Source organism: Streptomyces sp. CBMA291, from assembly GCF_014596525.1.
Lineage (GTDB): Bacteria > Actinomycetota > Actinomycetes > Streptomycetales > Streptomycetaceae > Streptomyces.
Map to the genome: position 1 here is coordinate 152,218 of NZ_MSJP01000105.1, position 25,632 is coordinate 177,849.

Consider the following 25,632-nt stretch of genomic DNA (forward strand, 5'->3'; position numbering starts at 1 on the left):
CCATACATCCAGTATGCGGACGCTCCTCCGCCCTGCGACGCAGGCCATTCGGCGCCGCATGCCGATCCACCAGGAATAACGGGACGATCTTGGAAAGGGATCACCCGGTCCAGGGGAAAGGTTTCAGTCATCGTGGGATCATTATTGGCTATCACGAATACCTCACGGAAGACGTCGGTGCGCTGCGATGAATCACTGCGCCTGTCGCAGGCGCTCCGGGGCATCCGCGAAGGCCGCGGCGGAGTCGTCGAGTTGCACGGGGACCCCGGGTCCGGAAAGAGCCGGCTGCTGTCCGTCCTGATGGCGGCGGCCGAGGACCAGGGAGTCCGGGTGCTCGACGGCCGCTGTCAGCCCGCGGAGCAGGACGTGTTCGGGGTCTTCACCCGGGCTCTCGGCGACCTGGTGACGCCCCAGGCCCTGTCCCGGCTCGCTCCGGTCCACGCCGAGCTGATCCGGACGCACCTGTGCGTCCTCCGCGACAGCCCGGCACCCCCGCCTCCGCCGCTCCCGCTCTCCCACGCGGTGCACGCGCTGCTGGCCGACGCCGCCGACGGGGGGTTGCTGCTCGTGCTCGACGACTTCCACCGGGCACACCCCAAGGCCCAGGAACTCGCCGACCACCTGGTACGCCGCGACCCCGGGGCACCCGTCCTCGTCGTCATCGCCCAGCGGTCCCGGCAGGCCGACCCGTCGCTGCTCGGCACTCTCGCCTACGGTGCCGAACAGGGACGCGTGACCCGTGTGGCGCTGGGGCCCATCGACCCGGATCAGGCTGCCCGCCTGCTGAACGTACGGCCCGACACCGGCTGGCTGCGGTCGGCGTACCAGGAGAGCCAGGGAAACATCCTGGATCTGCTGGTGCTCGGCGAGGCGGCGCCACTGCGCCCCTCCCTCACCACCGATCTGGTCACCGGCCCGCTCGCCCCGCTCACCGTGGAACTGGAAGCGCTCGACCCCGTCGAACGCCAGGTGGCCGAGTGCGCCGCCGCGCTGGGCGACCCCTTCACCCGCGAGGAACTGACCGACGTCTGCGAACTCCCCTTCGACCAGGTGTGCGCGACGGTTTCCAGGCTGGTCCGGCTCGACATCCTGCGCCCACTGCCCCACTCCTTCACCCAGTACGTCTTCCGCCAGCCGGTGTTGCGCGCGCTGGCTCACGAGCGGACGGACCAGTGCCGGCGCCGGCGGGCCCACCGCAGGGCGCTGGCCGTCCTCAACCGGCGCGCCGCACCCGCTGCCGAGCGCGCCGTGCACATCGAGCAGTCCACCTCCGCCTTCACGCCGGAGGACCTGGAGACCCTGGCCCTGGCGGGCAAGGAGACCACGCTCAGCGCCCCCGAGGACGCCATACGCTGGCTGCTGCTCGCGCTGCACGGTCTCGCCCCGGGCGACCGCTCGCCCGGCCGGCTCCTCGGCCTGATTCCGCCGCTGGCCCGAGCGTTCCAGGCCGCCGACCGCCTCGACGACAACGCGGCGCTGCACCTGTTCGCCCACGATGCCGGGGTACGGCCGGACGAGGCCCGGCACGCCGTGATACGCGTCTGCGTGCTGGTGGAGTGCCTGCACGGACGGTTCACCGAGGCCGACGCGATGCTGCGTACGGAACTCGCCCGGGTCGGGTCCGCCGCGGACACCGATCTGCTCTCCCGGCTGACGATCTTCCGAGGCATCCTGTCCTCCCTGTGCAACGACGGCGAACTGGCCTCCCACGCCTCCGCTGCGCTCCGGCTGGCCCGCACCGGCGGCCGGCCGACCACCCTGGCCGGCGCCCTGTCGCTGCACGCACTCGCCGAACTGACCGCCGGCCGCACGGCGGGGGCCCTGGCCGCCTACGACGCCGCCGTACGGCAACTGGACGAGCTGCCCGACAGCGAACTGCGGCTGCACACCGAGTACCTCGCGCTGCTCGGTACGTGCGCCCTGTCACTGGGGCGACCACAGGAGGCCGAAACCCGCTTCGCCCGGGGCCTCGCCGTCTCCGCCGGCCACCACCCCGATGCCATGCTGCCCGCCCTGTACGGGGGGCTCGCCGAGGCCCAGCTGCGGCAGGGACGGCTGGAGAGCGCGCTGCCCTCGGCCGCCGAAGCAGCGGACCTGGCCGGCCACCTCGGCGCGGACCGGCTGCGGGCGTACGCGATGGCCCAGGAGGCACTCGCGGTCACCTACGGGGAACCGCCGGGCAGCAGCCGCGCCTCGGCCCGTACGGAGGAAGCGCTGCGGGCCCTGCACCACTGGCAGGACTCCTGGCATTCGCTGGCCGTGCTGACGGTCGCCGAATCCCTCCTGCTCCAGGGCAGGCAGGAACGCTGTCTCGAACTGCTGCTCAGGCAGGGCGCGCCCGACTTCGGCGCGCTGAGCCCGCCCCGGCAGGCCCGGGCCTACGAACTGCTCGCCCTGGCCTCCGCGTCCAGCGGCGCCCGTGCCTCGGTCTGGGCCGAGCGCGCTTCCCGGGTGATGGAGGACTGCCCCCTGCCGCACTCCCGGGCCTACGCCCTCCTCGCCCGCGGCCACGCGCTCTCCCAGCAGAACGACTGGAACGCCGCGATCACCGCCTACCGCAAGGCCGAGCGCCTTTTCGACGGGGCGCAGCTGAGGCTCCAGAGCCTGCGTGCGGCGGTGCGTACCGCCGAGGCCGCGAGTTCCGGCCGTCGGCCTGAGGAGGCCCGGGAACTCTGGTCCGCCGCACGGGAGCTGGCCGATCACTGGCATATGCCGCTCTTCTCCCAGCCGCCGTCGGGCGGCTTCCCGGAGGGCCCCCAGGAGGACGACCGGCTTCCGGCTCCGGCCTCTCCTGAGTGGCAGGACGCCGGCCTCGCGTCCCTGACACGCCGCGAGTTGGAGGTGGCGCACCTGGTCGGCACCGGGCGGCGCACCCGCGAGGTCGCCGAAAAACTGCGGGTGAGCCCCCGCACGGTCGAGGTCCACCTCGCCCGGATCTACCGGAAGCTGGAGATCGGTTCCCGGGCCGAGTTGGCCGGTCTCATGGCCGTACGTATTTCTACTGATGCACGTAGGCCGCATTACTGAGAATCTAGATGAGTTCTACGGGTACAGCACGCACGCGGCGTCCGAAACCGGTACGGCGCGCGGCGAGGGGACGTCCACGGGGCGGGAGGACTTCCGGGTGACGGAAGGACGCCCGCCCAGCGGACGGACGCGGGTGTTCCGGCACCACGGCGAGGCGCGGAGGCCTCTGCCGGGTGCCCTCGGAGGACCACCGGCCGGCCCCGAGGCGACGGTCTGCCGCACCCTATTGCCCCGACGAGTGACGGCCGGTGCAGTGCCGAGCCTCGTCGGATCTCCCCCCACGAGGAAGGCACCATCGTGCGATTCGAGATCCTGGGAAGCCTGCGCATCATCGACGGCCAGAACGTGTTCACGGTCACGGCGCCGAAAATGGAGTCGCTGTTCGCGGCCTTGGCTGTGCGTGCCGAGGACGTCGTCTCCATGGACCAGATGAGCACCGAGATATGGGGGGACGGGCCACCCCGCCGTGCCGCGGCCACCCTGCACGTCTACATCTCGCAGCTGCGCAAACTGCTCGGGCGCGTGGACCAGGACCACAGCCCGATCGTCACCCGGTTCCCCGGCTACGTCCTGGAACTCGGCGACGGGAGCCTGGACGCGGACGAGTTCCAGCGCTACGCCCGCCAGGGCCGGGCCGCGTTCCGCCTGGGCCGGTACCAGGAGGCGTCCGCAGCCTGCCACCGGGCGCTCGCGCTGTGGCGCGGCACGGTCCTCGGCGAGCTGCGCGGCGGCCCCATCGTGGACGAGTTCGCCACCTGGGCGGAGGAGACCCGGCTGGAGTGCGTCGAGTGGGGCAACGAGGCCGATCTGATGATCGGACGCCACCGTGAACTGGTGGGGCCGCTGTACGCGCTCGTGCACAGGCATCCGCTGATCGAGGCGTTCCACCGGCAGCTGATGCTCGCCCTGTACCGCTCCGACCGGCGGGCCGACGCCCTCCAGGTCTTCCGGCGGGTGCGCTCCGTGCTCGACCGCGAGCTGGGCATCGCGCCCTGCCGGGCGCTGCACGAACTCCACCAGCAGATCCTGGCCGACGACGAGTCCCGGGTGCCGGCGGCTGCGTGACCCGCCGGCACAGGGGTCTTCCCTCAGCCCGGGACCGGCCGGCCTGCCGCGCCCGGCGCCGCCGTCGGGCGCGGGCTCACCGGCGCTCCCCGCCTCACTCCGCGGCGACGAGGTCCAGCAGGTTTCCGGCCAGGTCGAGGGTGTGGCCGACGCTGGAGGCCGCGAAGGTGAAGTCGACGAAGGTCTCCTCCGCCGGCAGCACCGAGCGCGCCTTCAGCACCTCCTCCGCGACCACTTCCACCGGGGTGCCCGCGGCCACGTTGACCCGGAGGATCATGCTGATCGCGGCCGGGTCGCGCCCCGCCTTCTCGGCCGCCTCCCGGATGGTCGCCCATCCCTGGGTGAGCTGCGTCAGGGGGAAGGCCTCGGGCGCCCACCACACCGGCATCCACCCGTCGGCCCGCTCTCCGACGCGCCGCAGCGCCCGGGGTCCGAACGCGCCGAGGTAGATCGGAGGACGGGGCCGCTGCACCGGTTTCAGCTCCACATGACCGGCCGGGATCGTGAACAGCGGCCCCCGGTGGCTCACGGGGTTGGCCGTCCACCAGGCCACCAGCACGTCCAGCAGCTCGTCGAACCGCGCGCCGCGTCCTTCGAACGGCACCCCCGCGGCCTCGTACTCCTCCGGTGACCAGCCGCTGCCGAACCCGGCGACGAGCCGGCCGCCGCTGGCCACGTCGATGCTGGCCAGGGCGCGGGCCAGCAGCGCGGGCGGGTACCACGGTGCGTTGATGCCGCTGCTGCCCAGCCGGACCTCGGCGGTGACCGCCGCCGCGACCGCCAGTGCGGTCAACGGGTCCGCGGCCACCCGGAATTCCTCGGGAATGGCCGTGGAGCCCGGCGAATAGCCGACCACCGGATCCACCGGTGTCAACAGCCGGTCGCCGACCCAGAGACTGGTCGCGCCGATTTTCTCCGCGTCGGCGGCGAACCGGGCGATACCGTTCACCTCGTTGGCCGCCGGACCGAATGTCGGAAGACCGAAGCCCAGACGCATATGTCAGCTCCACCCACTATGGAATGCCATCGGAAAGGAAAGTGCGAGAACCTGCCGGAATCCTTCCGGCAGCGCGGTCCACGCTAGGGGATCGGGAATGGGTTGCTCCAGGGTGCGTTGGTACCCGTGTCAAGGATGCTGGTGGTACGGCCCATAGGAGAAACGGACTCCCCCCTGGCTCTCCGGTGGCCACCTATATTCGTTCAGGTGTCGACCCATCCGAGACAGACAGGGGATGCGATGTATCCGGAACGACTCAAATTCGGCGCGTTTCTGGCACCCTTCCACCCGCTCGGCGAGGACCCCACTCTCCAGTTCGAGCGGGACCTCGAAATGATCGAGCTGTTCGACCGGCTCGACTACGACGAATTCTGGATCGGCGAACACCATTCGCTGGGCTGGAACAGCATCGGGTTCCCCGACCTGTTCGTGGCCGCCGCCGCCGCGCGTACCCGCCGGATCAAACTGGCCACCGGTGTGATGACGCTGCCCTACCACCACCCGTTCATGGTGGCCGGCCGCGCCCTGCATCTCGACCATCTGACCCGCGGCCGCTTCATCCTCGGGGTCGGGGCGGGCAGCAGCCCGGTGGACGCGCACATGCTCGGCCGGGAGTGGGGTGAGATGCGCCGCGTGTTCAGCGAGTCCCTGGAGGCTGTCGTGGAGCTTCTCCACGGGGACCAGCCGGTCACCAGGAAGACCCCCTGGTTCACCCTTCAGGACGCCAAGCTCCAGCTGGAGCCCTACCGCGGCGGCAAGGTGGAGATAGCCGCCGCGAGCGTCGCCTCGCCGCACAGCGTGCGACTGTCGGGACAACTCGGCATCAGCACCGTCTCGTTCGGGGTCTCGCGACCCGGTCACCGGCCGCCGGACATGAAGACGCAGTGGCGCTACGCCGAGGAGGCCGCCGAGGAGCACGGCAGGACCGTCGACCGCCGGAACTGGCGGATCACCCTGCCGATCCACGTGGCCGAGACGCGGGCCCAGGCCATCGAGGACGTACGGGCCGGCTACCAGCGCTGGGCCCACGAGTACTGGGGCGATCTGCGCGGCCTCGACGTGACCATCCCCGGCGTCGATCCGGAGAACGCCATCGAGGCGGCCATCGAGGCCGGCAGCGCCATCGTGGGCTCGGTCGAGGACTGCGTGGCGGGCATCCAGCGCATGCAGGAGGAGACCGGTGGCTTCGGCACCCTCCTGGTGTACTTGCAGGACTGGGCCGGTCCGGAGCAGACCAAGCGCAGTTACGACCTGCTCGCCCGCTATGTGGCACCCCACTTCACCGGTTCGGCGCGCCCGCTGGCCGAGTCCGCGCGGTGGTACCAGGAGAACCGCGACCTGTTCGGCGGCAAGCTCACGCTGCCCGACCACGGAGCACGGCCGCGCGGCGCCGACGCGGGCTGAGCGGTCGTCCGTGAACGCCGCTGCCGCACCCTGCGAACACCGCACGGTGCGGCAGCGGCGTCGGCGGCGGACACCGCCGACGGTGGAGTTCCGGGGGGACTTCCGGCCGGTCGGACGGTCAGGCGGTGGCGAGTGCGGCCTCACGGCGCTCCCCGCGTGCGATCAGCAGCCAGGCGCCGACGGCGGCGGCGAGGTACGCGACACCGACCACCGCGAAGCACCACGCCGGCCCGCGGTCCCAGTCTGAGGTGGTGCCGAGGACCACGCCCATCGCGGCGATGCCCACCAGGGTGCCGATCTGGCGGTTGGCGTTCAGCACGGACCCCGCCACGTTCGTGTGCTCGGCACCGGCGGCGTCCACCAGGGCGGCCGTCATCCCGGGGGAGATGATGCCCGCGCCGATGTTGGCGAGGCCCACGGCCACCGCGAGCACCCAGTAGGGCGTCTCCGCGGAGACGGTGACCATGGTCAGCGACGCGATCCCCGCGACCAGCAGGAAGACCGTCAGCAGCGCTCCGTTGGAGAACCGCGCGGAGATGCGCGAGTAGACGATGTTGGCCAGCGGGAACCAGATCGTCATCGGCAGCAGTTCGAGCCCGGCCCGGAATGGACTGGATCCCCGGGCGTGCTGGAGGTACAGGCTCAGCATGAACATGCTGCCGTACAGCGCGAGGTTGAACAGGAAGCCGACCAGGTTCGCCCCGGCGAAGCGCGGGCGCTTGAACAGGCTCCACGGCATGACCAGGTTGGCCGCACGCCGCTCGCGTACCACCAGCGACAAGGCGGCGGCCACCAGTACGGCGTACGCCACCAGCATCTCACCGGCCCCCCATCCGAGCCGGGGCCCCTCGATCAGCGCGAAGCTCAGGGCCGCCAGCGCCACGATCCACAGGAGGTGGCCGGGCACGGCCAGCTTGGTGGGGCGGACCTCGGTCGCCACGATGCAGCGCTTGGTCAGCAGCATCCCGACGATGCCGATGGGCAGGTTGAGGATGAAGATGCTCTGCCAGCCGAACGCGCTCACCAGCAGGCCGCCGACGGTCGGGCCGAGGCCGGCGGAGGTGGCCACGATCGCCGACCACAGCCCCAGCATGCGGGTGCGCTCCCGCTTCTCCGGGAACGAGAACACCAGCAGGGACAGCGAACTCGGCATGAAGAGTGCCGCTCCCACGCCCTGGAGGAGACGCGCGGCGATGAGGAAGCCCGCGTCGGGTGCCAGCGCACAGCCGAGGGAGGCGACGAAGAAGACCGCCATGCCCCACAGGTAGACGTTCTTCGCCCCGAGGCGGTTCGCCAGACCACCGGCCAGCAGAAGCAGCGAACTGAACACCAGGACGTAGCTGTCGACGATCCAGGTGAGTTCCGGCAGCGAGGCGCCCAGCTGGTCCTGGATCGCCGAACCCGCGACGTTGATGACGGTCACGTCCAGGGCGGCCATGACGAAACCGGTCGCCAGGGCGGTCAGCCGCAGACCGGGGGACACTTGCCGCGGAGGCGCCGCCCCACTTGTCAGCGGCACTGCTTGGGACTCGGCACTGGGCATGTCGTCTCCTCCGGAAGGCTCGCTGGGCGCTGAACGACCGCACCGCCGACATCCGCGGTCAGGGATCCCTCCCCGTGTCCATTGAAGCCACTATGACGATGGCGGTCAAATTTGATAACCATCATCGTATGACCGCTGTCGTACGATGAAGATGTCGCGCCGGAACGCAAGGAGGCAGAGTTCACGTGACCACGCAGACCGCCGGACGCATCACCGACCACCTCGCGGCCGAGGACATCACGCTCCAGGGCGTGCTGGACGCGCTGACCGACCCGGTGAGGCGCAGCATCGTGCGCCAGCTCGCGGACGCCGAGAACGGCATGGCGTGCGGGACCTTCGACATCAACGTCACGCGCTCCACCAGCACCCACCACTTCAAGGTGCTGCGACGGGCCGGCATCCTCCGCCAGGAGTACGCGGGCACCGTGAAGACGAACTCCCTGCGCCGGATCGACCTGGACCGCGCCCTTCCCGGCCTGCTCGACGCGATCATCGCCGCAGCCCGCCACGAGGCGGGCCGGTAGCGGGCGCGACCGGCTCCGCCCCGGCCGCCCGGCGGCGTCCCGCGCGGGTCACCCGGCCCGGTCGGCCCCGCCCGGTCCCGCCGGTCCCACCCGGTCCGGCCGGCCGACCCGGTCACCGGCGATCTGGGTCGGCAGGTAGAGCATCAGCAGCGGCTCGGACCTCTGGTGAAGCCCCATGACCATGTGGTGGAAGGCCGCCCGGCGGCCGGGCGCGGGCCGCACCTCGACGGTCGCGATACCGGTGTCCCGGGTCTCGTGCCGCGCCCACAGCCGGTCGAAGTCCTCGCTCGCCGAACACAGCCTCCGCGCCAGGCGCTCGAAGTCCGGATCGTCGAGGAACCGCACCGCCTGGACCCGGAACTGGCCGACCAGACGGCTCGCCTCGTCCAGCCAGTGCGGGTAGCGGTTCCTGTTGCGTCCGTCGGTGAAGAACGACCAGAGGAAGTTGGAGCCCGCTTCCCGCACGCCGAGGAGTGCGCGCGCGGGTGCGTTGCCCGCCAGGACGTTCCAGTACCGGTCCACCACGAAGGCCGGGGCGGGCTGCCACACCTCGACGGCGAGCCGGAGCCTGCACAGCTCCTCCGGGGACATCTCCTGCCGGGCGGCCGGCGGATTCATCCCCGCCAGCAGATACAGATGGGCACGCTCGGTGCGGTCCAGGCCGAGCGCCTTGCTGACCGCTTCGAGCACGTCCTCGGAGACCTTGATGTCCCTGCCCTGTTCGAGCCACGTGTACCAGGAGGCGCTCACCCCGGCCAGTACGGCGACCTCTTCGCGCCGGAGGCCCGGCGTGTTCCGCCGCCCGCCCGCCCTCAGCCCGACGTCACCGGGCGAGATCCGGGCGCGGCGGGATCTGAGGAAGTGGCGCAGCGCGGCACGCCGCTCCCTGTCGGCGTCTCTGACGTTCCAGGTCTCCTCCTGGCCCCATGCGACACGGCTACTCACGAAAGCCACCCTCCACACGCGAAGAACCAGTCCGGGGCACCGGGACCGGCTGTCAGAAGGCGAGGATCAGACGCCCTCGTACGCCACCCGCGTCCAGCCGCCGATGGGCTTCGGCGGCGTGTTCGGGGGCGAGCACCTCGGCGGTGCGCAGGGTCAGCACCCCCTTCTCCGCCAGGGCGGAGAGTTCCTCCAGGGCGGCGCGCTTGGCGGGGTGCGTCATCACCACCACTCCCTGGACGACGATGTCGCGCTCGGAGGCCAGCTCGAAGGGGCGGCACTTGACGAAGCCGCCCCCGTCCTTCACCACGCCCAGGGCGTGGGCCCCCACGATGGCGGCGTCGACGACTCCGTCGGCCCCCTCGGGGACGGCGGCACGGTAGGCGGCGGCGAGATCGGCGGAGTCGGCGGCGCGCGGGACGACCACGTCGGCGCCGAGCCCCCGGATCAGATCGCGGTCGCGGTCGGCGGCGTCGGCGACGACCCGGAGCCCGCGGTGCTTGGCGAGCTGCACCACGTACCCGCCCAGCGCGCCCGCCGCCCCCGTGACAGCCAGGGTCGCCCCTTCGGGCAGGCCGAGGAGGGACAGGGCGAGGTGCGCGGTGAGACCGTTCATGGGCAGGCCGGCGACGTCACGGAGGTCGAGGCCCCTGGGCGCGGCGACGACCTGCTCGCGAGGCACCACGACGTACTCCGCCTGAGCCCCGCCGGTGGGGTGGAAGGGGTTCACGAACGCCATGACCGGTTCGCCCACGGCGAGGTCGACCCCGTCACCGACGGCGTCGACCACCCCGGAGGCGTCCATGCCGGGGATGTGGGGAGGCTCCTGATCGGCCATGGCGGCGGCCAGGTCCCCCGCGCGCAGCAGCAGGTCGGTGGGGTTGACCCCGGCGGCGGCGACCCGTATGCGGACCTGCTCGGGGCCGGGCACGGGCAACGGACGGTCGATGACCTTCAGTACTTCGGGTCCGCCGAACTCTTCGATGCCGACAGCGCGCATGGTGGGGGTTCCTTCCACGAATCGATTCAAGGGGCCGGCCGCGACAAGGGGCTCGCGCTCGTTCGCCGGAAACCCGGATCGGGCCTGGTCATCCCTGGCATGACCTCAATGATTCACCGGCAGGGGGTCCGCAACCAGTTCGCAAACGTCATATGGCCAGCACCAACACCCAAGGAACGCATGCGTGGTGGTACGGCTCCCGGGTGAACGGAACCCGGCACAGACTCGCCCTCTTCGCCGACCGGATCAGCTCCTACGATTTCCCCATACGAGCGATCAACTGTCGTACATCTGTGCGGTGGTTACCTTCTCACGAGGAGAACGATGGCGACTCGTCTGGATGCCCCCGCCTTCGACTCGGCCCACTTCCGCCGGGTGCTCGGGCACTTTCCGACCGGTGTGGTGGCCGTCTCGGCCATGGACGGTGACGAGCCGGTCGGCCTGACCGTGGGCTCGTTCGCTTCGGTGTCCCTGGACCCGCCCATGATCGGCTTCTTCCCCAGTGTGACCTCCACCAGCTGGCCCCGTATCGAACGGGCCGGCACCTTCGTGGCCAACGTACTCGCGGAGCACCAGGCGGAACTGTCCTCGGTGTTCGCGACCAGCGGGGGCGACAAGTTCGGCCGGCTCCCCTGGCAGCGGTCGGCCACGGGCGCCCCGATACTCGACGACGTCGCCGCGTGGATCGAGTGCGAGGTGGCGGACGTCGTCCCGGCCGGGGACCACCTCTTCGTCCTGGGCCGCGTCCTCGACCTGGCGGTGGCGGGTGACCCCCGCCCCCTGGTCTTCTTCCAGGGCGACTACGCACGCCTCGCCGGCCGATGACACGGCCGCCGTGGCGCACGAGGCGGCACTTGCCGCTGCCCCGGGTCCGCGCCGCGCACACGAAGACCTGACCGTCCGATTCGTCCACGACCTGCGCACCCACGCCACGGCGGCGGCGCCTGCACGAGTAGTGGACCCGAACCCGACCATCGCCCACACGGTCGCATTCGGCGAGCGCCCCGTCGAGCAGCACGCACTCCGGGCCGGGCTCACGCAGAACCTTCGGCGGGCCCGGCGACCGGTCGGCCAGGAGGCCGGTGACCGCGGTGGTGCGGGCGTGGAGGGTGCCGACCGATGTACCGAAGGTCGCGGCGACTTGGGCCAAGGTGTCGCACTTGCACAGGTACACCAGAGCGACGAGCGCGCGCCTGTGCGGCGGAAGCCTGCAGCGACGTTCACCCTCACGGGTGACGGTGAGCACCATGACCCACTCGGCCAGTGCATGAGGCAAGTCGAGTACGACAGGAAAGGAACCCAATGATGCATCTGTGCTGGCGAGTTGAGACTTCGAGCATCCTCCTCAGCGGCACGGACGCCTCGCGCGTTGCGGCCTCACCGCCGCCACCCGACCGGTGGCCACTCCGAGAAAGCCCATCAGCACCGATGGCACACGGAGTAATCGACTGACAGCAGAACGGGCACGCCGCGCCGCTTGGGCTCCTCGAACACCTCGGGACCCCATGGCCACCAGTCGACCGGGTTATCGGCGTGTTGGAGCAGATACGGCGAGGCCGCACCAGCCAACCGGTTCATACGAGCCGGCCTCTCACAAGGCCCAGGGTCCTCACATGAAGGCCGCACAGGCGTTACCCCCAGGCCAGCGTGAGACTGCGGTCACTCCAGGCCCTGTCTCCGCACCCAACCCGTCACAGCACCCGATTGAGAATGGCGTGATGCCCACATGCTCGATCAAGGCAGTCGCATGTCAAGTCTCGACCGCGACTACACCGGCAGGCGGTGACGCAATCAACGTAAACACCCAGAGCGGCTACAGGCTGTCCCGTGAAGCAAGCAGCAGATCTACCGATGGATACTCGTCGCAGGCGCTGGGCTGGTCGCGACGGGGGTTCTGTCAGTTGGCCTGCGAGTTAAGGTGATCCGGTGGGTGGGTGACGCGTTTCCGGGCTGGATAGAGGTGCAGTCGAGGGGCAAGTTGGTCGCTGGTTGGCAAGGCTCCGGCCTTCGGTACAGCAGAGGCCCTCGGGCCGAGCTCTGACTCCGCCAGTAGCGAGAGTCGCCTGAGTGGTGGTCGAGACAGCAACAGCAGACTTGGTGGACAGCGCCGCCGCCACTGCTTCCACCTCCGCACATGGCATCACCACCTTCAGCGGAGAAGACGAGTTCAACGTCAGACGGAGCCAGCTCGCTCCATGCCGACGAGGTTGTGCAGCCAGGCGATGCTGAGCATGACGGTGTGAACGCCATCGCCCCCCCCAGGCGGCAGTCACGGAGGATCGTCCAGGCCTTCGGCCTGGCAAGGACATACTCAACGCGTGCGGACCTGCTCATGGGGGCCTGTTGTGGCCCTGTGTCCAATCGGATAGATCCCCTTCCTTGCGGCGGCGGTGCGGCATCACGAGCCCAGTCCCTGAGCAGCTGCCGTCGGCGATGGTCTTCGTGTTGCCGGCGGCGGACTTCGCGCCGGACTCTCATCACGCCCGGCAGCCGGCGCGATTGCCCAGCCGACCACCATGACCAAGCGGGTGTCAGCGCCGATGACCGCCTGATGGTTGGTGGAATCGCGATAGCTCTTCGGCTACTCAGCGACCTTGTGGCCCCAGTGTGGGCACCAGGGCGCCGTCCACAATCAGCACCGCATCCCGGGCGAACCGCCGACGGGGATGCAGCACAAGCCGCGCGCCAGGGGCATCGATCACCCGATCCGCAGCCGACTCGACACACCGAAAAGCGGGGCCAGTTGCCTCATTGTGAGGTTCGTCCGCCAGTACACGTCAACCAACAGCACCCGGCCCTCCAAACGATGGTTTCCATGACCGACCCCGGCCCGAGGAGTCAGTACCCTCACGACGCAGCGCGGTCGGCAACCTGCCAACTCAAAGGCGCGTTGGGCCTATTAATGCAGGCAACAGAGTGCGACGAGAGCGACGTTCGGCCAACTCCGAGAAGCCAATATCCAGGCCTCTGCATGGGGTCACGCCTGTTCAAGACGAAAAACACTCACCTTGCCGATCCGATCTCGAGCGCACAAATCTCCTGCACTCATCAGCGAAATCGCAGCCCGACGATATGTGAAGCGAGCGATGCGGTCACCGGATGACGACAATCGGATGGGAAGCGGGGTCGCCAATCCGGCTCAGCAGGAGGTGCTGGAAACGCTGAGCTGTTCGACACAGCTGTTCATCAAGAAATACTGAGAGCTGTTGCCAGCCACCCACTTCACAGTCGTGTCGCACATGCCTGCGATGCAACTTTTCTGATTGACTGTCCTCAGCTATCCCAAGGTCACCCACGAGAGGGAGACAGGTGAAACAGTCAAGCCGAAAAGAACGGAGTGGGCTGCGGTACGAGCTACCCACAGTGCGCACACGATTCGTACATCAAGTTAAGTTCATGCTCGCCGCTGGCCATCACCCGGATGCCTTCACGAGCCGACAGCTGGAAGTTCCTGGAGTTTCAGATCATCGCAAGGGACTGGTCCCCGCTTTCCTGCGTTCTTGCGGCCTGCTTATTCGCGATGGCGGACGTGGCGTCTTCCGTGCCACACCTGCAGCACGCAGAATTGCCGAGGCATGGGGTCGCGACGTAGTGCTCGGCCGTCGCGAGCTGGCCGTCGTGCTGGCACCCAGCTGGTTCGCCGAAGTCGCTCGTCAAGAGTCGAAGGGACACGGCGTGAAACGATCCGCCCTTGCATCTTGTCTGCTAATCGCTGCGAATGCGCCGGACACCCGACGCGGCGAGGCCGCGATTCTGATCATGTGGCTGCTTGAAGCCCAGCTACTGCAGCCTGTGGACGAGGACTGCGTCTGCTGGAATGCGGAGGCCCTCGCTTCCTCCCTTCCGGGGACAGTGCCGATGGTGGCGGCGGGTGGACCAGAAGAAGACGCACGCGACGTTCGCTTTGATGCACGAGTGACCGCTGCGGCTCTCGCCGACGAATCCTCGCCAGCATCAATGCAGGCCAAACCTATGCCCACCGGGATCAAGAGCAGTGCAAGCGTCGAAAAGAACGGGCAGGAGGCGACCTTCGATCCAGTTTTCTGCCCCACTTCAGGCCCTGATCCAAATGGCCGATCACGATTCGCCTCACCGGTCGAAATGACCGCACTGGAACGCCTCTCTGGAACACCCCACACTACGGTCAGCACGGCCGGGATCGCCGAGGACGAGATGCCCGAGAGTCGCTACCCCCTCGACAAACAGCCGCCTTCGGATGGCGAATCCCCGCCAGAGGGCGATGCGATCCCCCCGCAATCGGCATGGAACCCTAGCGCGCGGCCTGCCAGGCAAAGGTCGCAACTGATGGAACTGGCCCGACTGGGTGAACTTGCCGGCCACCCCATCAAGCTGCACGAGTTGCTTCAGCTCACCGAAGAGGAATTGCTCTCCATGCACCGGGGGCTACGTCGCTTCGTCGACGCCACCACAGATATCAGGCACGACAACATCAGGCCCTGATCATCCGTTCACAGCGACCCTCCGGACGCGTAAAAGATCAGCCCTGACGGCAAAGAGCGCGAATTCTATTCCCGCCAGGGCCCTTCCCATCAACCCGCCTACCAGGAAGCACTCCCAGATGGAGGATTCAGTATGCCCTCAGGCAAAAAGAGAGCCAGCTACCACGCTAGCGGGAACCCACTGCGGATCCAAAGCGACTCACGCCTTCGAGTCCGTCTTTCCCGCCGACTGAGTGCCGGCTCGGCAACTGCTCGAAGCAGATGCGGCCCGGATGGAGCAATGGGCCAAGTGATGCCCGCAGTCCGGCACCTTCACCCCGTCCGAGGCGACTGCTTGCAGCACAGCTGCCAGTGCCCGTCCAGGCGACGGCACCCGTCTGTGACGGTCGCGGCAGGGCCAAGGCCACGAGCTGCAGGGTCACCTCACCGTTCTCGTTCTCGTAGGAAACCGCTTCCACTGGCTCGCACGCTGGCCCAGCGACCAAGTGCGCCGAGCGTTCCGCCCACTGCCATGACGTGGCCCTCGTGCAGGTGGAAGCACCCCCGGGACACCCGCACCACAGTGAATTCCCCGACAAGGTACTCACGTCGAGGCTTCGCCCAAGTCAGGCCGTGGCGGGCGGGCTTGCCCCCTGCGCCAGCCTGCGGCGCGTCCGTTCCTGGAGCCCGAAAGGGTTACTTTCGCCGTCCCGAAGCATTGCGCCCTGTGGCTGCCTCTCCTGCGGCAGACCGATCAGGCAACTGGGTAATGTGGTGGATGCTGACGGCCGGGCTAGGCTCCGGCCTGACCGGTCTCTTCACATACGCGGTCATCGGCCATTCCGGTGCCCCACCAGCAGTCGCAGAGGTGGCCGGCATCACCACCTGGGTAGGGACGGCCAAGCTCTTCGTTGCCATGCCGGCAGCGATTAAGGCACTGAGAGACCTACGCTCCTGAGGTTCTCTCCTCCGACCGGACGCAACCCTCTGCGGCTAATCAACGGTAAAGGCTCCTTCCCCACCGCAGAAGGAGCCCTCACCCACCTGAGATGGGCGGACGTGAGGTACTTGGCCTGTCTGGCTTGGGGCCGAGTCCGCTAAACATTCGACCTCGCCTGCCACAACTGGAATCCCCCGTAAGGAGCCCTGAGCGGCCTCCACGCCTTGGCACCGGCCTACGTGTTTGAAGGGCCGATGCCGACAAGGTCCACTTGAAAAGCGGCGACGGGCCGCTCTGGACACGGAATGAGTCCCGCGGCATTGCGCTCGGGCTGGTCGGCCACGGAGCCGGTCCGTCGGCCGCCGCGCCGCACGTACGCCCATGGGCCTGGTTCGAGAGCAGGCGGCCGCTTCCCGGCGTCGGCCCCCTGTCCGACCAGCCCGTGCGCTTCGGAGCGGACGGTGGGACCCACGGCCTCCGATGGGAGACCCGCCACCGCATCACCATCGCCGCACACGCCCGTGAATGGGACATCATCCTGTGAACAAGACCACCGCCGCGTCGCATACGCCATCGAGCGCGGGCGAAGCCGCCGGATTCGTCGCCGCGCAGACTCTGCTGGCCCTGGACGCCCGGCATCCGTTCGTCGCCAGATCGCTCATCGACGCACAGGACATGCACCGAACCGTCATGAGCGGCTTCCCCGGCTGGGTGGACGATGGCAGCCCGGACCCGCGTGCCCAGATGGGCATCCTGTCGACCTGGACCGTCGACCTTCGTCAGGCACGGCTCAATCTGGTGGTCCAGTCGTCGCTCCCCGCCGACTGGAGCGGTATCCCCCGCGCGGCCCTGGCCGAGAAGCCGGAGCCCCTCACCGTCGACCGCACCTTCCGCATCGGCGACCAGGTCGCTTTCCGTACGGTCGTCAATCCTGTACACAGCGTTCCGCCTCCCCCTGGCTCGCCGCCGAAGACCAGGGGGACCCGAGTCCCCCACACCCGTCCCGAACATGTGAAGGGGTGATTCGCGCGCCGCCTCCAGCCGCCCGGCGAACCTGCGGTCGCCCGGGGCGGTGTCACCCGCATCGGAGCGGACACCGACATCGACCGGATCGCCGTACGCATGCTTCCGAACGTCTCCAGCCCGGCACCGCACAAGGGCCTGCGCATCGCTCGTGCGGAGATCAAAGGCACCCTCACGGTCACCGACCCCAAGGTGTTCGTCGCGGCCCTCGCCCAGGGCATCGGCCACGCACGCGCGTACAGCTGCGGGCTGGTCCTCGTGCGCTGAACGGCCCGGCCGCCCGTCGAAAACACCCCCACCCCGCCCCCGGCCGAAACCGGCCCGGGACGGGGTGAGGTGCAAGCGGAAGTGGCTACTTGCCGGTAGTCGCCGGAGTGTCGGTGGGTGTCGACGGGTCCGGGGTTTCCTCGAAGGAGACCTTGCCCATGTGGCGGTTCATCGACTTCATCAGGAGCCAGACCGCGACGGCGAGGACGGCGAAGACCACGAAGCCGAGGACTCCGGGGGTGACCTTGTTCTTGTCCAGCTCTTCGGCGGCGAAGGGGACCCACTGGGTCAGTGCCAGATGTGCGCTCATGTCAGTCATTGTCCCGGACGCCCGCGAAGAGATCTTGCTCGGGGAGGGAAGTCGGCACCAGCGCCTTGCTCAGCTCGTACTCCTCCGTCGGCCAGACCTCCTTCTGGATCTCCATGGGGACCCGGAACCAGCCGCCGTCGGGGTCGATCTGGGTGCGGTGGGCCAGCAGCGCCTTGTCGCGGATCTCGAAGAAGTCGGCGCAGGGGACGAAGGTGGTCAGCGTCCGCTCCTTGCGCTCGAAGTCCTTCCAGCGCTCCAGCCACTCGCCGTACGGGGACTCCAGACCGCGCGCGAGGAGCGCCTCGTGCAGGGCGGTGGTGCGGACGCGGTTGAAGCCCTGGTTGTAGTAGAGCTTCAGGGGCTGCCAGACCGGGCCGAACTCGCTCTCCGGGTACTTCTCGGCGTCGGTCGCGCCGTCGAAGGCCACCATCGTGATCTTGTGGGTCATGATGTGGTCGGGGTGCGGGTACCCGCCGTTCTCGTCGTAGGTCGTGATGACCTGCGGGCGGAACGAGCGGATCTTGCGGACCAGTTCGCCGGCCGCCTTGTCGACGTCCTCCAGGGCGAAGCAGCCCTCGGGAAGCGGCGGCAGCGGGTCGCCCTCGGGGAGACCGGAGTCGACGAACCCCAGCCACTCCTGGGACACGCCCAGGATCTCGCGGGCCTCGTCCATCTCCTTGCGGCGCACCTCGTGGATGTTCCGCTCGATCTCGGGGTCGCCCTGAAGCTGGGGATTGAGGACCGAGCCACGCTCGCCGCCCGTGCACGTCACCACCATGACGTCCACCCCCTCGGACACGTACTTGGCCATCGTGGCCGCACCCTTGCTCGACTCATCGTCGGGGTGGGCGTGAACGGCCATCAGTCGCAGCTGCTCAGTCAAGACTCGATCCTCAGTGATTCGACGCGGAGGGTGGTCTCTATAGTGACGGAATCGGGGGAGGGAAAATTCCGCCACCCCCGGCTTCGAGAGGATCGATCATGAGCGCGGCTCCAGAGCAGCTGCCCGAGGGTCGCTACGGGCGCTCCGCGGACGAGGCGGCGGACCGCAAGCTCAAGATCACGGGCGCGGTGCTCGGAGTCCTCTTCCTCGGCCTGATGGGCTGGTTCGGCTGGCACTACGTGGTCGACAGCAAGATCAGCGCCGAGATGATCAAGTTCGACGTGGTGAGCGCCACCGAGGTCCAGGTCCATCTGGAGATCCGCAAGGACGAGGGCGTCAAGGGCGTCTGCACCCTGCGCTCGCGCTCCGAGGACGGCGCCGAGGTCGCCCGCAAGGACGTACGGGTCGACGACCCGGCCGGCCGGGTCGATCAGGTCTTCTCCCTCCGCACCACCGCCCGCGCCACGAGCGCCGAGCTGATCGGGTGTACGACCCGGTAGCGGTGGGTAGGGACGGGGTGTCGAGTCCTGGCGAGTCACCTCGGTGACCTGGGGAGACTCAATCCTCGTGGTTTATGTCCTCCCGCTTTTCGCCACTCATTGTTAGGCTCGTGGTTTCGCCCACCCGGACAGCACCGCTGCCCGTGTAGGGCGTTGCTTTGTATTCCCAGTACCTACGAGGAGCACCTGTGACCCAGACCAGCGACAACGTCACCTGGCTCACCCAGGAGGCGTACAACAAGCTCAAGGACGAGCTTGAGTACCTGTCTGGTCCCGCGCGTACCGAGATCGCCGCGAAGATCGCCGCCGCGCGCGAAGAGGGCGACCTGCGCGAGAACGGCGGGTACCACGCGGCCAAGGAGGAGCAGGGCAAGCAGGAGCTCCGGGTCCGCCAGCTCACCCAGCTGCTCCAGCACGCCAAGGTGGGCGAGGCCCCGGCGGACGACGGCATCGTCGAGCCCGGCATGGTCGTGACCATCGCGTTCGACGGTGACGAGAACGACACGATGACCTTCCTGCTCGCCTCCCGCGAGTACGCGAGCGGTGACATCGAGACGTACTCTCCGCAGTCGCCGCTCGGCGTCGGGCTCAACGGCAAGAAGGCCGGTGAGGACGCCGAGTACGAGCTGCCGAACGGCAAGAAGGCCTCGGTGAAGATCCTCAGCGCGAAGCCGTACTCCGCCTGAGACGCCTCTCCGATCGCTTGAAGGGCCGGCCCCCGCGTGGGGCCGGCCCTTCGTGCACGTGTGTGGCGCGGGGCCCGGCAGGCGGACCCTACGGCCTCAGGAGGCCGCCGAGCGGTACTTGTGCACCGCGAGGGTCCGGAAGACGACCAGGATGACCAGGGAGAAGAGGAGCGAGGCCCAGACCGAGTGCCGCATCGGCCAGGCCTCGGACGCGACCACGCCCGGGTTGCCGAAGAGCTCCCGGCAGGCCTGGACGGTGGCGCTGAACGGGTTCCACTCGGCGATGTGCCGGATCCACGGGGTCATGCCCGCCGTCGGCACGAAGGCGTTGGAGATGAACGTGACCGGGAAGAGCCAGATCAGGCCGCCCGAGGTCGCCGCCTCCGGGGTGCGGACCGAGAGCCCGATCAGGGCGCCGATCCACGAGAACGCGTAACCGAGGAAGAGCAGCAGCCCGAAGGCGCCCACCGCCTTGGGCAGCCCCTCGTGGAAACGCCAGCCGACGAGCAGCGCGACGACCGCGAGGACCACCAGGGTGAGGGCGGTCTGCACGAGGTCCGCGAGCGTACGCCCGGTGAGGACGGCGCCCCGGGCCATCGGCAGCGAGCGGAAGCGGTCGATCAGGCCCTTGTGCATGTCGTCGGCGATGCCCGCGCCCGCGCCCGCCGTGGCGAACGTGACCGTCTGGGCGAAGATGCCGGCCATCAGGAACTCGCGGTACGCCTGCGGGCTCGTACTGCCGTCGACGACCAGCGAGCCGCCGAAGACGTAGCTGAACAGCACCACGAACATGACGGGCTGGATGAGCCCGAAGATGACCATCTCGGGGATTCTGGTCATGCGGATGAGGTTGCGCTGGGCGACGACGAGGGAGTCGCCGACGGACTGCGCGATCCGGCCGCGCGGGCGCATCGCCGGTGCGATGAGGGTCTCGGTTCCGCCGGTCACTTCGCCGTCTCCTTCGTACGCCCCTGGCCCCGCCCGTCCGGCCCGTCCGGCCCGTCCCGCCTGCCCTGTCCGTCCCGTCCGTCCTGTCCGGCCCGTCCGGGCCGCTCCGCCGTCCCCTCGCCGTTCTCCCCGCCGTTCTCCTCCCGCTGCTCGGCGGTGTGGCCGGTGAGGGAGAGGAACACGTCGTCGAGGGTGGGGCGGCGCAGTCCGATGTCGTCGATCTCGACCCCCACCGCGTCCAGCTCGCGGATGACCTCGGCGAGCAGCCGGGCGCCGCCGGAGACGGGGACGGTGAGCTTGCGGACGTGCTCCTCCACGGAGACCTCGCCGTGGCCGAGACCCGCGAGGCCGTGGCGGGCGAGGACGCTCCGGGCGTCGGCGATCATCCCCGGGGTGTGGACGACGACCTCGACCCGCTCGCCGCCCGTCTGCGCCTTCAGCTGGTCGGAGGTGCCGCGCGCGATGACCCTGCCGTGGTCGACGACACAGATGTCGTGGGCGAGGTGGTCGGCCTCCTCCAGGTACTGGGTGGTGAGCAGGAGGGTGGTGCCGCCCGCCACGAGTTCCTTGATGACCTCCCACAGGGCCTGCCGGTTCCGGGGGTCGAGACCGGTCGTCGGCTCGTCCATGAACATGACGGGCGGGGAGACGACGAGGGCGGCGGCGAGGTCGAGACGGCGCCGCATGCCGCCGGAGTACGTCTTGGCGGGGCGGTCGGCGGCGTCCGCGAGGCCGAACCGTTCGAGCAGCTCACCGGCGCGCAGCTTCGCCGCCTTGCCGCTCATCTGGTAGAGCCGCCCGACCATCCGCAGGTTCTCGCGGCCGGTGAGGTACTCGTCGACGGCGGCGAACTGGCCGGAGAGCCCGATGGAGCGGCGCACCTCGTCGGGGCGGGCGAGGACGTCGATCCCCGCCACGACGGCCGTTCCCCGGTCGGGCCGGAGCAGGGTGGTCAGGACGCGGACGGCGGTCGTCTTGCCCGCGCCGTTCGGCCCCAGCAAGCCCAGGACGGTGCCCTCGGGTACATCGAGGTCCACTCCGTCCAGGGCTCGTACATCGCCGAAGGTCTTCACCAGACCCTCCGCGTAGATCGCGCCTGGCATGTGGTCTCCCAGGGTGATACGGGCGTTTTCCACCGATCGTAGGTTTTCCGGGACGCCCTTGCCCGGCGAACGAGTGATCCTCGCCACACCTTCACATGCCGGCGTCCGGCTCCCCGGGGACGCTCCCCCGCCCTGTTGGCCGGCCGTTGGCGGACCGTTGATCGGGCCCCCGAGACTGAGCCCCTGGCACGGAAGCGCCAGGGAACGGGGGACCACGGATGACGGTCGAAACACAGAGGACGTACGGCGGAGACGGGACGGGTACGGGTACGGGTACCGGCACGGGTACGGCCGGTTCCGGCTTCGAGGGCCATGGGGCGTGCCCGTGGACGGAGCTGGCCGCCGAGATGCGCCGGATCAAGAGCACCACCCGCCTGAGCTACGGGCAGCTCGCGCAGCGCACCCACTACAGCCGCTCCTCCTGGGAGCGGTTCCTCAACCGGAAGCAGCTGCCGAGCCGGGTCGCGGTGCAGGAGTTCGCGGCGGCCTCCGGCCAGGATCCCCGCCCGCTCCTGACCCGCCTCGAACTCTCCGTCGCCCACGAGCGGGCGATACGGACGGGCGGGGGACGGACGGGCGGGGGACGGACGGGATCGGGATCGGGGTCACGGCCGGGGCCACGGTCGGGGACAGGACCGGGGTCGGGGACGGGGACGACGCCGGGGACGGGGAGGAAAGCGGGGGCGCCCGTGGGGGCGCGGGCAGACGTGGAGGCGGGTGACGGCGCCCCGCCGCCCGTCGCCCCGGCCGGGGCCCGCGCCGAGAACCGCGCCGATCTCCTCCCGCCGTTCCAGCCCTTCGGGCTCGTCGCGGTGGGGGCCCTGGCCGGTGGCCTGCTGACCTTGCTGGCCCGCGCGGCCTGGTGACCTGGTGACCTGATGGCCTCGCGGGACGGGCGTACGGCTCCGGGGGGGGGCGGGCATGCGGCTCAGTGCGGGCGGTACGTCTCCGGGCGCATGGTCCGGGGGCCGGGGGCCGGGCTGGGCCGTACGCCCTATGCCCGTATACCCGTACGCCCAGCGCTCACCCAGCCCCGTGTGCCCCAGGGCTCACCCCAGTACCGTGTACCCCGCGTCCCGCAGCGCCGCCTCCACCTCCCGGCAGTGGTCGGGGCCCTTGGTCTCCAGGTGCAGTTCCACCTCGGCTTCCGTGAGGCCGAGCCGGGGATCGGTCCGTACGTGGCTCACGTCCAGGACGTTCGCGTCGGCCACCGTGAGGACCGCGAGGAGCGTCGCGAGGGCCCCGGGCCGGTCCGTCACCCGCAGCCGCAGGCTCAGATAGCGGCCCCCGGCGGCCATGCCGTGCCGCAGGACCCGCTGGAGCAGCAGCGGGTCGACGTTCCCGCCGGAGAGGACCGCGACCACCGGCCCCCGGAACGCGTCCGGCTCGCTCATCAGGGCCGCGACCGGGCTGGCGCCCGCCGGTTCGACGACCAGCTTGGCCCGCTCCAGACAGAGCAGCAGCGCCGAGGAGAGCGCGTCCTCGGAGACCGTACGGACCTCGTCGACGTACTCCTGGACCAGGGCGAACGGCACGTCGCCCGGCCGTCCCACCCGGATGCCGTCCGCCATCGTCACCGGGGTGTCGACGACCACGGGGTGCCCGGCGGCCAGCGAGGGCGGATAGGCGGCGGCGCCCTCCGCCTGCACGCCGATCACCCGGACGTCCGGGCGCAGCGACTTCACCGCGAGCGCGATCCCCGACACGAGCCCGCCGCCGCCCATGCCGACGACGACGGTCCGCACCTCGGGGCACTGTTCCAGGATCTCCAGGCCCACCGTGCCCTGACCGGCGATGACGTCGGGGTGGTCGAAGGGGTGGATGAAGACGGCGCCGGTCTCCCGCGCGTACGCCTGCGCCGCCGCGAGCGTCTCGTCGACGACATGCCCGTGCAGCCGCACCTCGGCGCCGTATTCGCGGGTCGCGGCGACCTTGGGCAGCGGGGCGCCGACCGGCATGAAGACGGTGGCGTGGACCCCGAGGAGCCGTGAGGCGAGCGCGACGCCCTGCGCGTGGTTCCCCGCCGAGGCGGCGACGACCCCGGTGGCCCGCTCCTCGGGCCGCAGCCCGGAGATCCGCACGTAGGCGCCGCGCAGCTTGAAGGAGCCGGTGCGCTGGAGGTTCTCGCACTTGAGCTGGACGGGGGCTCCCACCAGCGAGGACAGATACCGGCTGCCTTCCATCGCGGTCATCCGGGCGACACCGGACAGCATCTTCTGCGCCCCGCGCACGTCGTCGAGCATCAGCCGGTGCGAGGGGTCTGGCCCACGGAAGCTCATGCCTCAGAGTCTCGCAGCTCACGGCCCTGTCGGCCGCTTACGGGGCGGGGGCGCGGACGGGTTTGCGCAGCGCAGGTACGGACCTCCCCGGGGCCGCGTACTCTGTCCCCCAACCACCGACCACCCCCGCACGAGAGAGACCCACGGCCATGCCCACATCTCAGGACATGACGACTGCCCTGGACCCCGGTCTCCTCGACGCTCTCCAGCACCAGGTGGCCGTCTTCGCCCGCCGGGCGGAGCAGACCCGCCTCGGCGGCACCGGCCAGCTCCGCAACTCGATGGACCGCGCCGCCTACCTCCTCCTCAACCGCCTGGACCAGGAAGGTCCGATGGGTGTGAAGGCGCTGGCGGCGGGGATGGGCATCGACTCCTCCACGGTGACCCGGCAGGTCGCCCCGCTCGTCGACACGGGTCTGGTGAAGCGGACTTCGCACCCGGAGGACGGGCGGGCGGTCGTGCTCCAGCTGTCGCCGCGCGGGCTGGCCCGGCTCGACGAGGTCCGCGCCTCGCGCCGGCAGCTGATGGTGGAGGTCACCGACGGCTGGACGGCGGAGGAGCGGGATTCCTTCTGCACCCTGCTCACCCGCTTCAACTCGGCTCTTTCCGCACGGCAGTCGGCGCACGCGGGCCATCCGCTCCACGCGGTGACGGAGGCCGTACGGGAGGTCAGGGCGGCCGGTGGCGGCGGCTCGGCGACGGAGTCCGCGCCGACCTCTTGACCCCGCCTCCGCGCTGCCCTCAGATGAGGAGGTGCGAGAGCGTCGGAGCGGAGACGAGGACGAACGTGCCCCGTACGGGCGGGAGTTCGGCGTGTTCGTGGCCGGGGCCTCGGGGCGGCTGCTGCATGCGGCGACCCTGCTGACGGCCGAGACCCGCACCCACAACCCGTACGCCCAGGCCCTGTTGACCGCCTCGCTCGCGCACACGTACGCGGTGTGGGGGCGGCTGCGCGAGGAGGACCCGTACGAGCTGACGCGGCGGGCGCTCGCCACCCGCTTCGCGCGCACCGCGTGGCGGCACCACGGCGGTCCGGGGGTGCTCGGCGCGCTGCACCCGCAGGAACGGCTCGTGGTCGTCCTCCGGCTGTACGAGGGAGTCGCCGAGGAGCAGCTCGCGGCGCTGCTCGGGGTGCCGGAGGCCCGGGTCCGTGCCGTCTGCGCCCGCGCGGTCGCGACGCTCAGGGCCGCCGCCCGGGGGACGGGCCCGGCGGGGAGAGCGGCGTGACCCGCCACGAGGACAAGGAGGCGGCGGTACGGGCCCTGCTCGACACCCCGCACCCGCCGGTCCCCGGCGATCTGGCGCTCCGGGCGGCGGAGCGCGGCGCCCGCAGACTGCGGCTCGCCCTGCGGGTCCGGCGGATGCTGTGGCTGCTCGGGGCGGCTGCGGTGGTGGCGTTCACCCTGTGGGCCTCGGCGACCCGCCCGTGGGAGGCGCCCCCGGAGACGACCCCGCCGTTCGAGGGCTGGTGAGGGGCCCGGCCGGGGCGGGTCGACCCTGGTGAGCGGCCGGGCGGCGTACGGCTCACAGCCCTGCGGCCCACGCCTCACGTCTCACGCCTCACAGCCCACGTCTCACAGCTCACAGCTCACAGCTCACAGCTCACAGCTCACAGCTCACAGCTCACAGGAAACGGTCAACGGGAAACGGGAAACGGCTCAGGGGAAACGAAGGGGCCGCCGGGCCCGCCCCCTGTCGCATGGGGGCGGGCCCGGCGGCCCCGGCGACTGCGACCAGGCTACGGCCGCGCGG

Annotated in this window: 21 protein-coding genes and 4 pseudogenes; 13 read left to right on the top strand and 12 right to left on the bottom strand. The window is 70.1% G+C overall.

Annotation, left to right across the window (positions count from 1 at the left end; all coding sequences use genetic code 11):
* Positions 1 to 177 precede the first annotated feature (177 nt).
* Entirely contained in the window at positions 178 to 3,027 is a 2,850-nt protein-coding gene (locus BU197_RS25805; protein ID WP_188270703.1) for a helix-turn-helix transcriptional regulator, read from the top strand.
* 297 nt (positions 3,028 to 3,324) lie between these two features.
* Positions 3,325 to 4,092, top strand: a complete 768-nt coding sequence (locus tag BU197_RS25810) for a BTAD domain-containing putative transcriptional regulator (protein ID WP_188270704.1) — start codon at positions 3,325 to 3,327, stop codon at positions 4,090 to 4,092.
* 94 nt (positions 4,093 to 4,186) lie between these two features.
* Here BU197_RS25810 and BU197_RS25815 read toward each other — a convergent pair whose 3' ends face one another.
* Positions 4,187 to 5,089 (bottom strand): TIGR03619 family F420-dependent LLM class oxidoreductase, encoded by a 903-nt coding sequence (locus tag BU197_RS25815; protein WP_188270705.1) that lies wholly within the window; start codon positions 5,087 to 5,089, stop codon positions 4,187 to 4,189.
* A gap of 240 nt (positions 5,090 to 5,329) precedes the next feature.
* Between BU197_RS25815 and BU197_RS25820 the strand changes: the two genes are divergently transcribed.
* Positions 5,330 to 6,493 (top strand): LLM class flavin-dependent oxidoreductase, encoded by a 1,164-nt coding sequence (locus BU197_RS25820; RefSeq protein ID WP_188270706.1) that lies wholly within the window; start codon positions 5,330 to 5,332, stop codon positions 6,491 to 6,493.
* Between the two features lie 118 nt (positions 6,494 to 6,611).
* On the opposite strand, the gene BU197_RS25825 is transcribed toward BU197_RS25820, so the two are convergent.
* Complete coding sequence (locus tag BU197_RS25825) at positions 6,612 to 7,976, bottom strand: MFS transporter (RefSeq protein ID WP_317452087.1); 1,365 nt, start codon at positions 7,974 to 7,976, stop codon at positions 6,612 to 6,614.
* Positions 7,977 to 8,221: 245 nt separating this feature from the next.
* On the opposite strand from BU197_RS25825, the gene BU197_RS25830 reads away from it, so the two are divergent.
* Positions 8,222 to 8,560, top strand: coding sequence for an ArsR/SmtB family transcription factor (locus tag BU197_RS25830; RefSeq protein ID WP_188270708.1), 339 nt, complete (start codon positions 8,222 to 8,224; stop codon positions 8,558 to 8,560).
* Positions 8,561 to 8,608: 48 nt separating this feature from the next.
* Here the strand turns inward: BU197_RS25830 and BU197_RS25835 are convergent, their stop codons facing one another.
* Together BU197_RS25835 and BU197_RS25840 are read right to left on the bottom strand one after the other, a co-directional pair.
* Positions 8,609 to 9,505, bottom strand: coding sequence for a helix-turn-helix transcriptional regulator (locus BU197_RS25835; RefSeq protein ID WP_188270709.1), 897 nt, complete (start codon positions 9,503 to 9,505; stop codon positions 8,609 to 8,611).
* 52 nt (positions 9,506 to 9,557) lie between these two features.
* A complete protein-coding gene (locus BU197_RS25840) occupies positions 9,558 to 10,502 on the bottom strand; it encodes an NADP-dependent oxidoreductase (RefSeq protein WP_188270710.1) in 945 nt (314 codons plus the stop codon).
* 324 nt (positions 10,503 to 10,826) lie between these two features.
* Between BU197_RS25840 and BU197_RS25845 the strand changes: the two genes are divergently transcribed.
* Complete coding sequence (locus tag BU197_RS25845) at positions 10,827 to 11,327, top strand: flavin reductase family protein (protein ID WP_188270711.1); 501 nt, start codon at positions 10,827 to 10,829, stop codon at positions 11,325 to 11,327.
* 244 nt (positions 11,328 to 11,571) lie between these two features.
* Here BU197_RS25845 and BU197_RS31540 read toward each other — a convergent pair.
* The 3 pseudogenes from BU197_RS31540 to BU197_RS30805 form a co-directional block, all read right to left on the bottom strand.
* Positions 11,572 to 11,751 (bottom strand): annotated as a pseudogene (locus BU197_RS31540) (transposase family protein); the annotation flags it as partial.
* Positions 11,752 to 11,924: 173 nt separating this feature from the next.
* A pseudogene (locus BU197_RS25850) lies at positions 11,925 to 12,080 on the bottom strand (DUF255 domain-containing protein); the annotation flags it as partial.
* Between the two features lie 595 nt (positions 12,081 to 12,675).
* Positions 12,676 to 13,378 (bottom strand): annotated as a pseudogene (locus tag BU197_RS30805) (transposase family protein); the annotation flags it as partial.
* Between the two features lie 520 nt (positions 13,379 to 13,898).
* Here BU197_RS30805 and BU197_RS25860 point away from each other — a divergent pair.
* On the top strand, positions 13,899 to 14,963 hold the full coding sequence (locus BU197_RS25860) for a hypothetical protein (RefSeq protein WP_188270713.1): 1,065 nt from the start codon (positions 13,899 to 13,901) through the stop codon (positions 14,961 to 14,963).
* Between the two features lie 1,458 nt (positions 14,964 to 16,421).
* Positions 16,422 to 17,171, top strand: a pseudogene (locus BU197_RS25865) (type I-E CRISPR-associated protein Cas6/Cse3/CasE).
* Positions 17,172 to 17,256: 85 nt separating this feature from the next.
* Here the strand turns inward: BU197_RS25865 and BU197_RS25870 are convergent.
* Positions 17,257 to 17,490: a hypothetical protein gene (locus BU197_RS25870; protein ID WP_188270714.1), complete on the bottom strand. Its 234-nt coding sequence runs from the start codon at positions 17,488 to 17,490 to the stop codon at positions 17,257 to 17,259.
* Positions 17,483 to 18,364: a mycothiol conjugate amidase Mca gene (gene mca, locus BU197_RS25875; RefSeq protein ID WP_188270715.1), complete on the bottom strand. Its 882-nt coding sequence runs from the start codon at positions 18,362 to 18,364 to the stop codon at positions 17,483 to 17,485. The genes BU197_RS25870 and mca overlap by 8 nt, the downstream gene beginning before the upstream one ends.
* Before the next feature lie 98 nt (positions 18,365 to 18,462).
* On the opposite strand from mca, the gene BU197_RS25880 reads away from it, so the two are divergent.
* Both BU197_RS25880 and greA read left to right on the top strand, forming a co-directional pair.
* On the top strand, positions 18,463 to 18,864 hold the full coding sequence (locus tag BU197_RS25880) for a DUF4307 domain-containing protein (protein WP_188270716.1): 402 nt from the start codon (positions 18,463 to 18,465) through the stop codon (positions 18,862 to 18,864).
* Between the two features lie 188 nt (positions 18,865 to 19,052).
* Positions 19,053 to 19,550, top strand: coding sequence for a transcription elongation factor GreA (greA, locus tag BU197_RS25885; RefSeq protein WP_188270717.1), 498 nt, complete (start codon positions 19,053 to 19,055; stop codon positions 19,548 to 19,550).
* A gap of 96 nt (positions 19,551 to 19,646) precedes the next feature.
* Here greA and BU197_RS25890 read toward each other — a convergent pair whose 3' ends face one another.
* On the bottom strand, positions 19,647 to 20,462 hold the full coding sequence (locus BU197_RS25890; RefSeq protein ID WP_188270743.1) for an ABC transporter permease: 816 nt from the start codon (positions 20,460 to 20,462) through the stop codon (positions 19,647 to 19,649).
* 32 nt (positions 20,463 to 20,494) lie between these two features.
* Positions 20,495 to 21,601: an ATP-binding cassette domain-containing protein gene (locus BU197_RS25895; protein WP_188270718.1), complete on the bottom strand. Its 1,107-nt coding sequence runs from the start codon at positions 21,599 to 21,601 to the stop codon at positions 20,495 to 20,497.
* A gap of 218 nt (positions 21,602 to 21,819) precedes the next feature.
* Here BU197_RS25895 and BU197_RS25900 point away from each other — a divergent pair, with 218 nt between their 5' ends.
* Positions 21,820 to 22,467 (top strand): helix-turn-helix domain-containing protein, encoded by a 648-nt coding sequence (locus BU197_RS25900; RefSeq protein ID WP_188270719.1) that lies wholly within the window; start codon positions 21,820 to 21,822, stop codon positions 22,465 to 22,467.
* A gap of 183 nt (positions 22,468 to 22,650) precedes the next feature.
* On the opposite strand, the gene ilvA is transcribed toward BU197_RS25900, so the two are convergent.
* Positions 22,651 to 23,880 (bottom strand): threonine ammonia-lyase, encoded by a 1,230-nt coding sequence (ilvA, locus tag BU197_RS25905; RefSeq protein WP_188270720.1) that lies wholly within the window; start codon positions 23,878 to 23,880, stop codon positions 22,651 to 22,653.
* A gap of 149 nt (positions 23,881 to 24,029) precedes the next feature.
* Between ilvA and BU197_RS25910 the strand changes: the two genes are divergently transcribed.
* The 3 genes from BU197_RS25910 to BU197_RS25920 are packed head-to-tail and all read left to right on the top strand — an operon-like array spanning position 24,030 to position 25,352.
* On the top strand, positions 24,030 to 24,602 hold the full coding sequence (locus tag BU197_RS25910) for a MarR family winged helix-turn-helix transcriptional regulator (protein ID WP_223182831.1): 573 nt from the start codon (positions 24,030 to 24,032) through the stop codon (positions 24,600 to 24,602).
* A gap of 31 nt (positions 24,603 to 24,633) precedes the next feature.
* Entirely contained in the window at positions 24,634 to 25,107 is a 474-nt protein-coding gene (locus BU197_RS25915) for a sigma factor-like helix-turn-helix DNA-binding protein (protein WP_188270721.1), read from the top strand.
* Positions 25,104 to 25,352: a hypothetical protein gene (locus BU197_RS25920; protein ID WP_188270722.1), complete on the top strand. Its 249-nt coding sequence runs from the start codon at positions 25,104 to 25,106 to the stop codon at positions 25,350 to 25,352. Before BU197_RS25915 ends, BU197_RS25920 begins: the two co-directional genes overlap by 4 nt.
* The last annotated feature ends 280 nt before the right edge of the window (positions 25,353 to 25,632 follow it).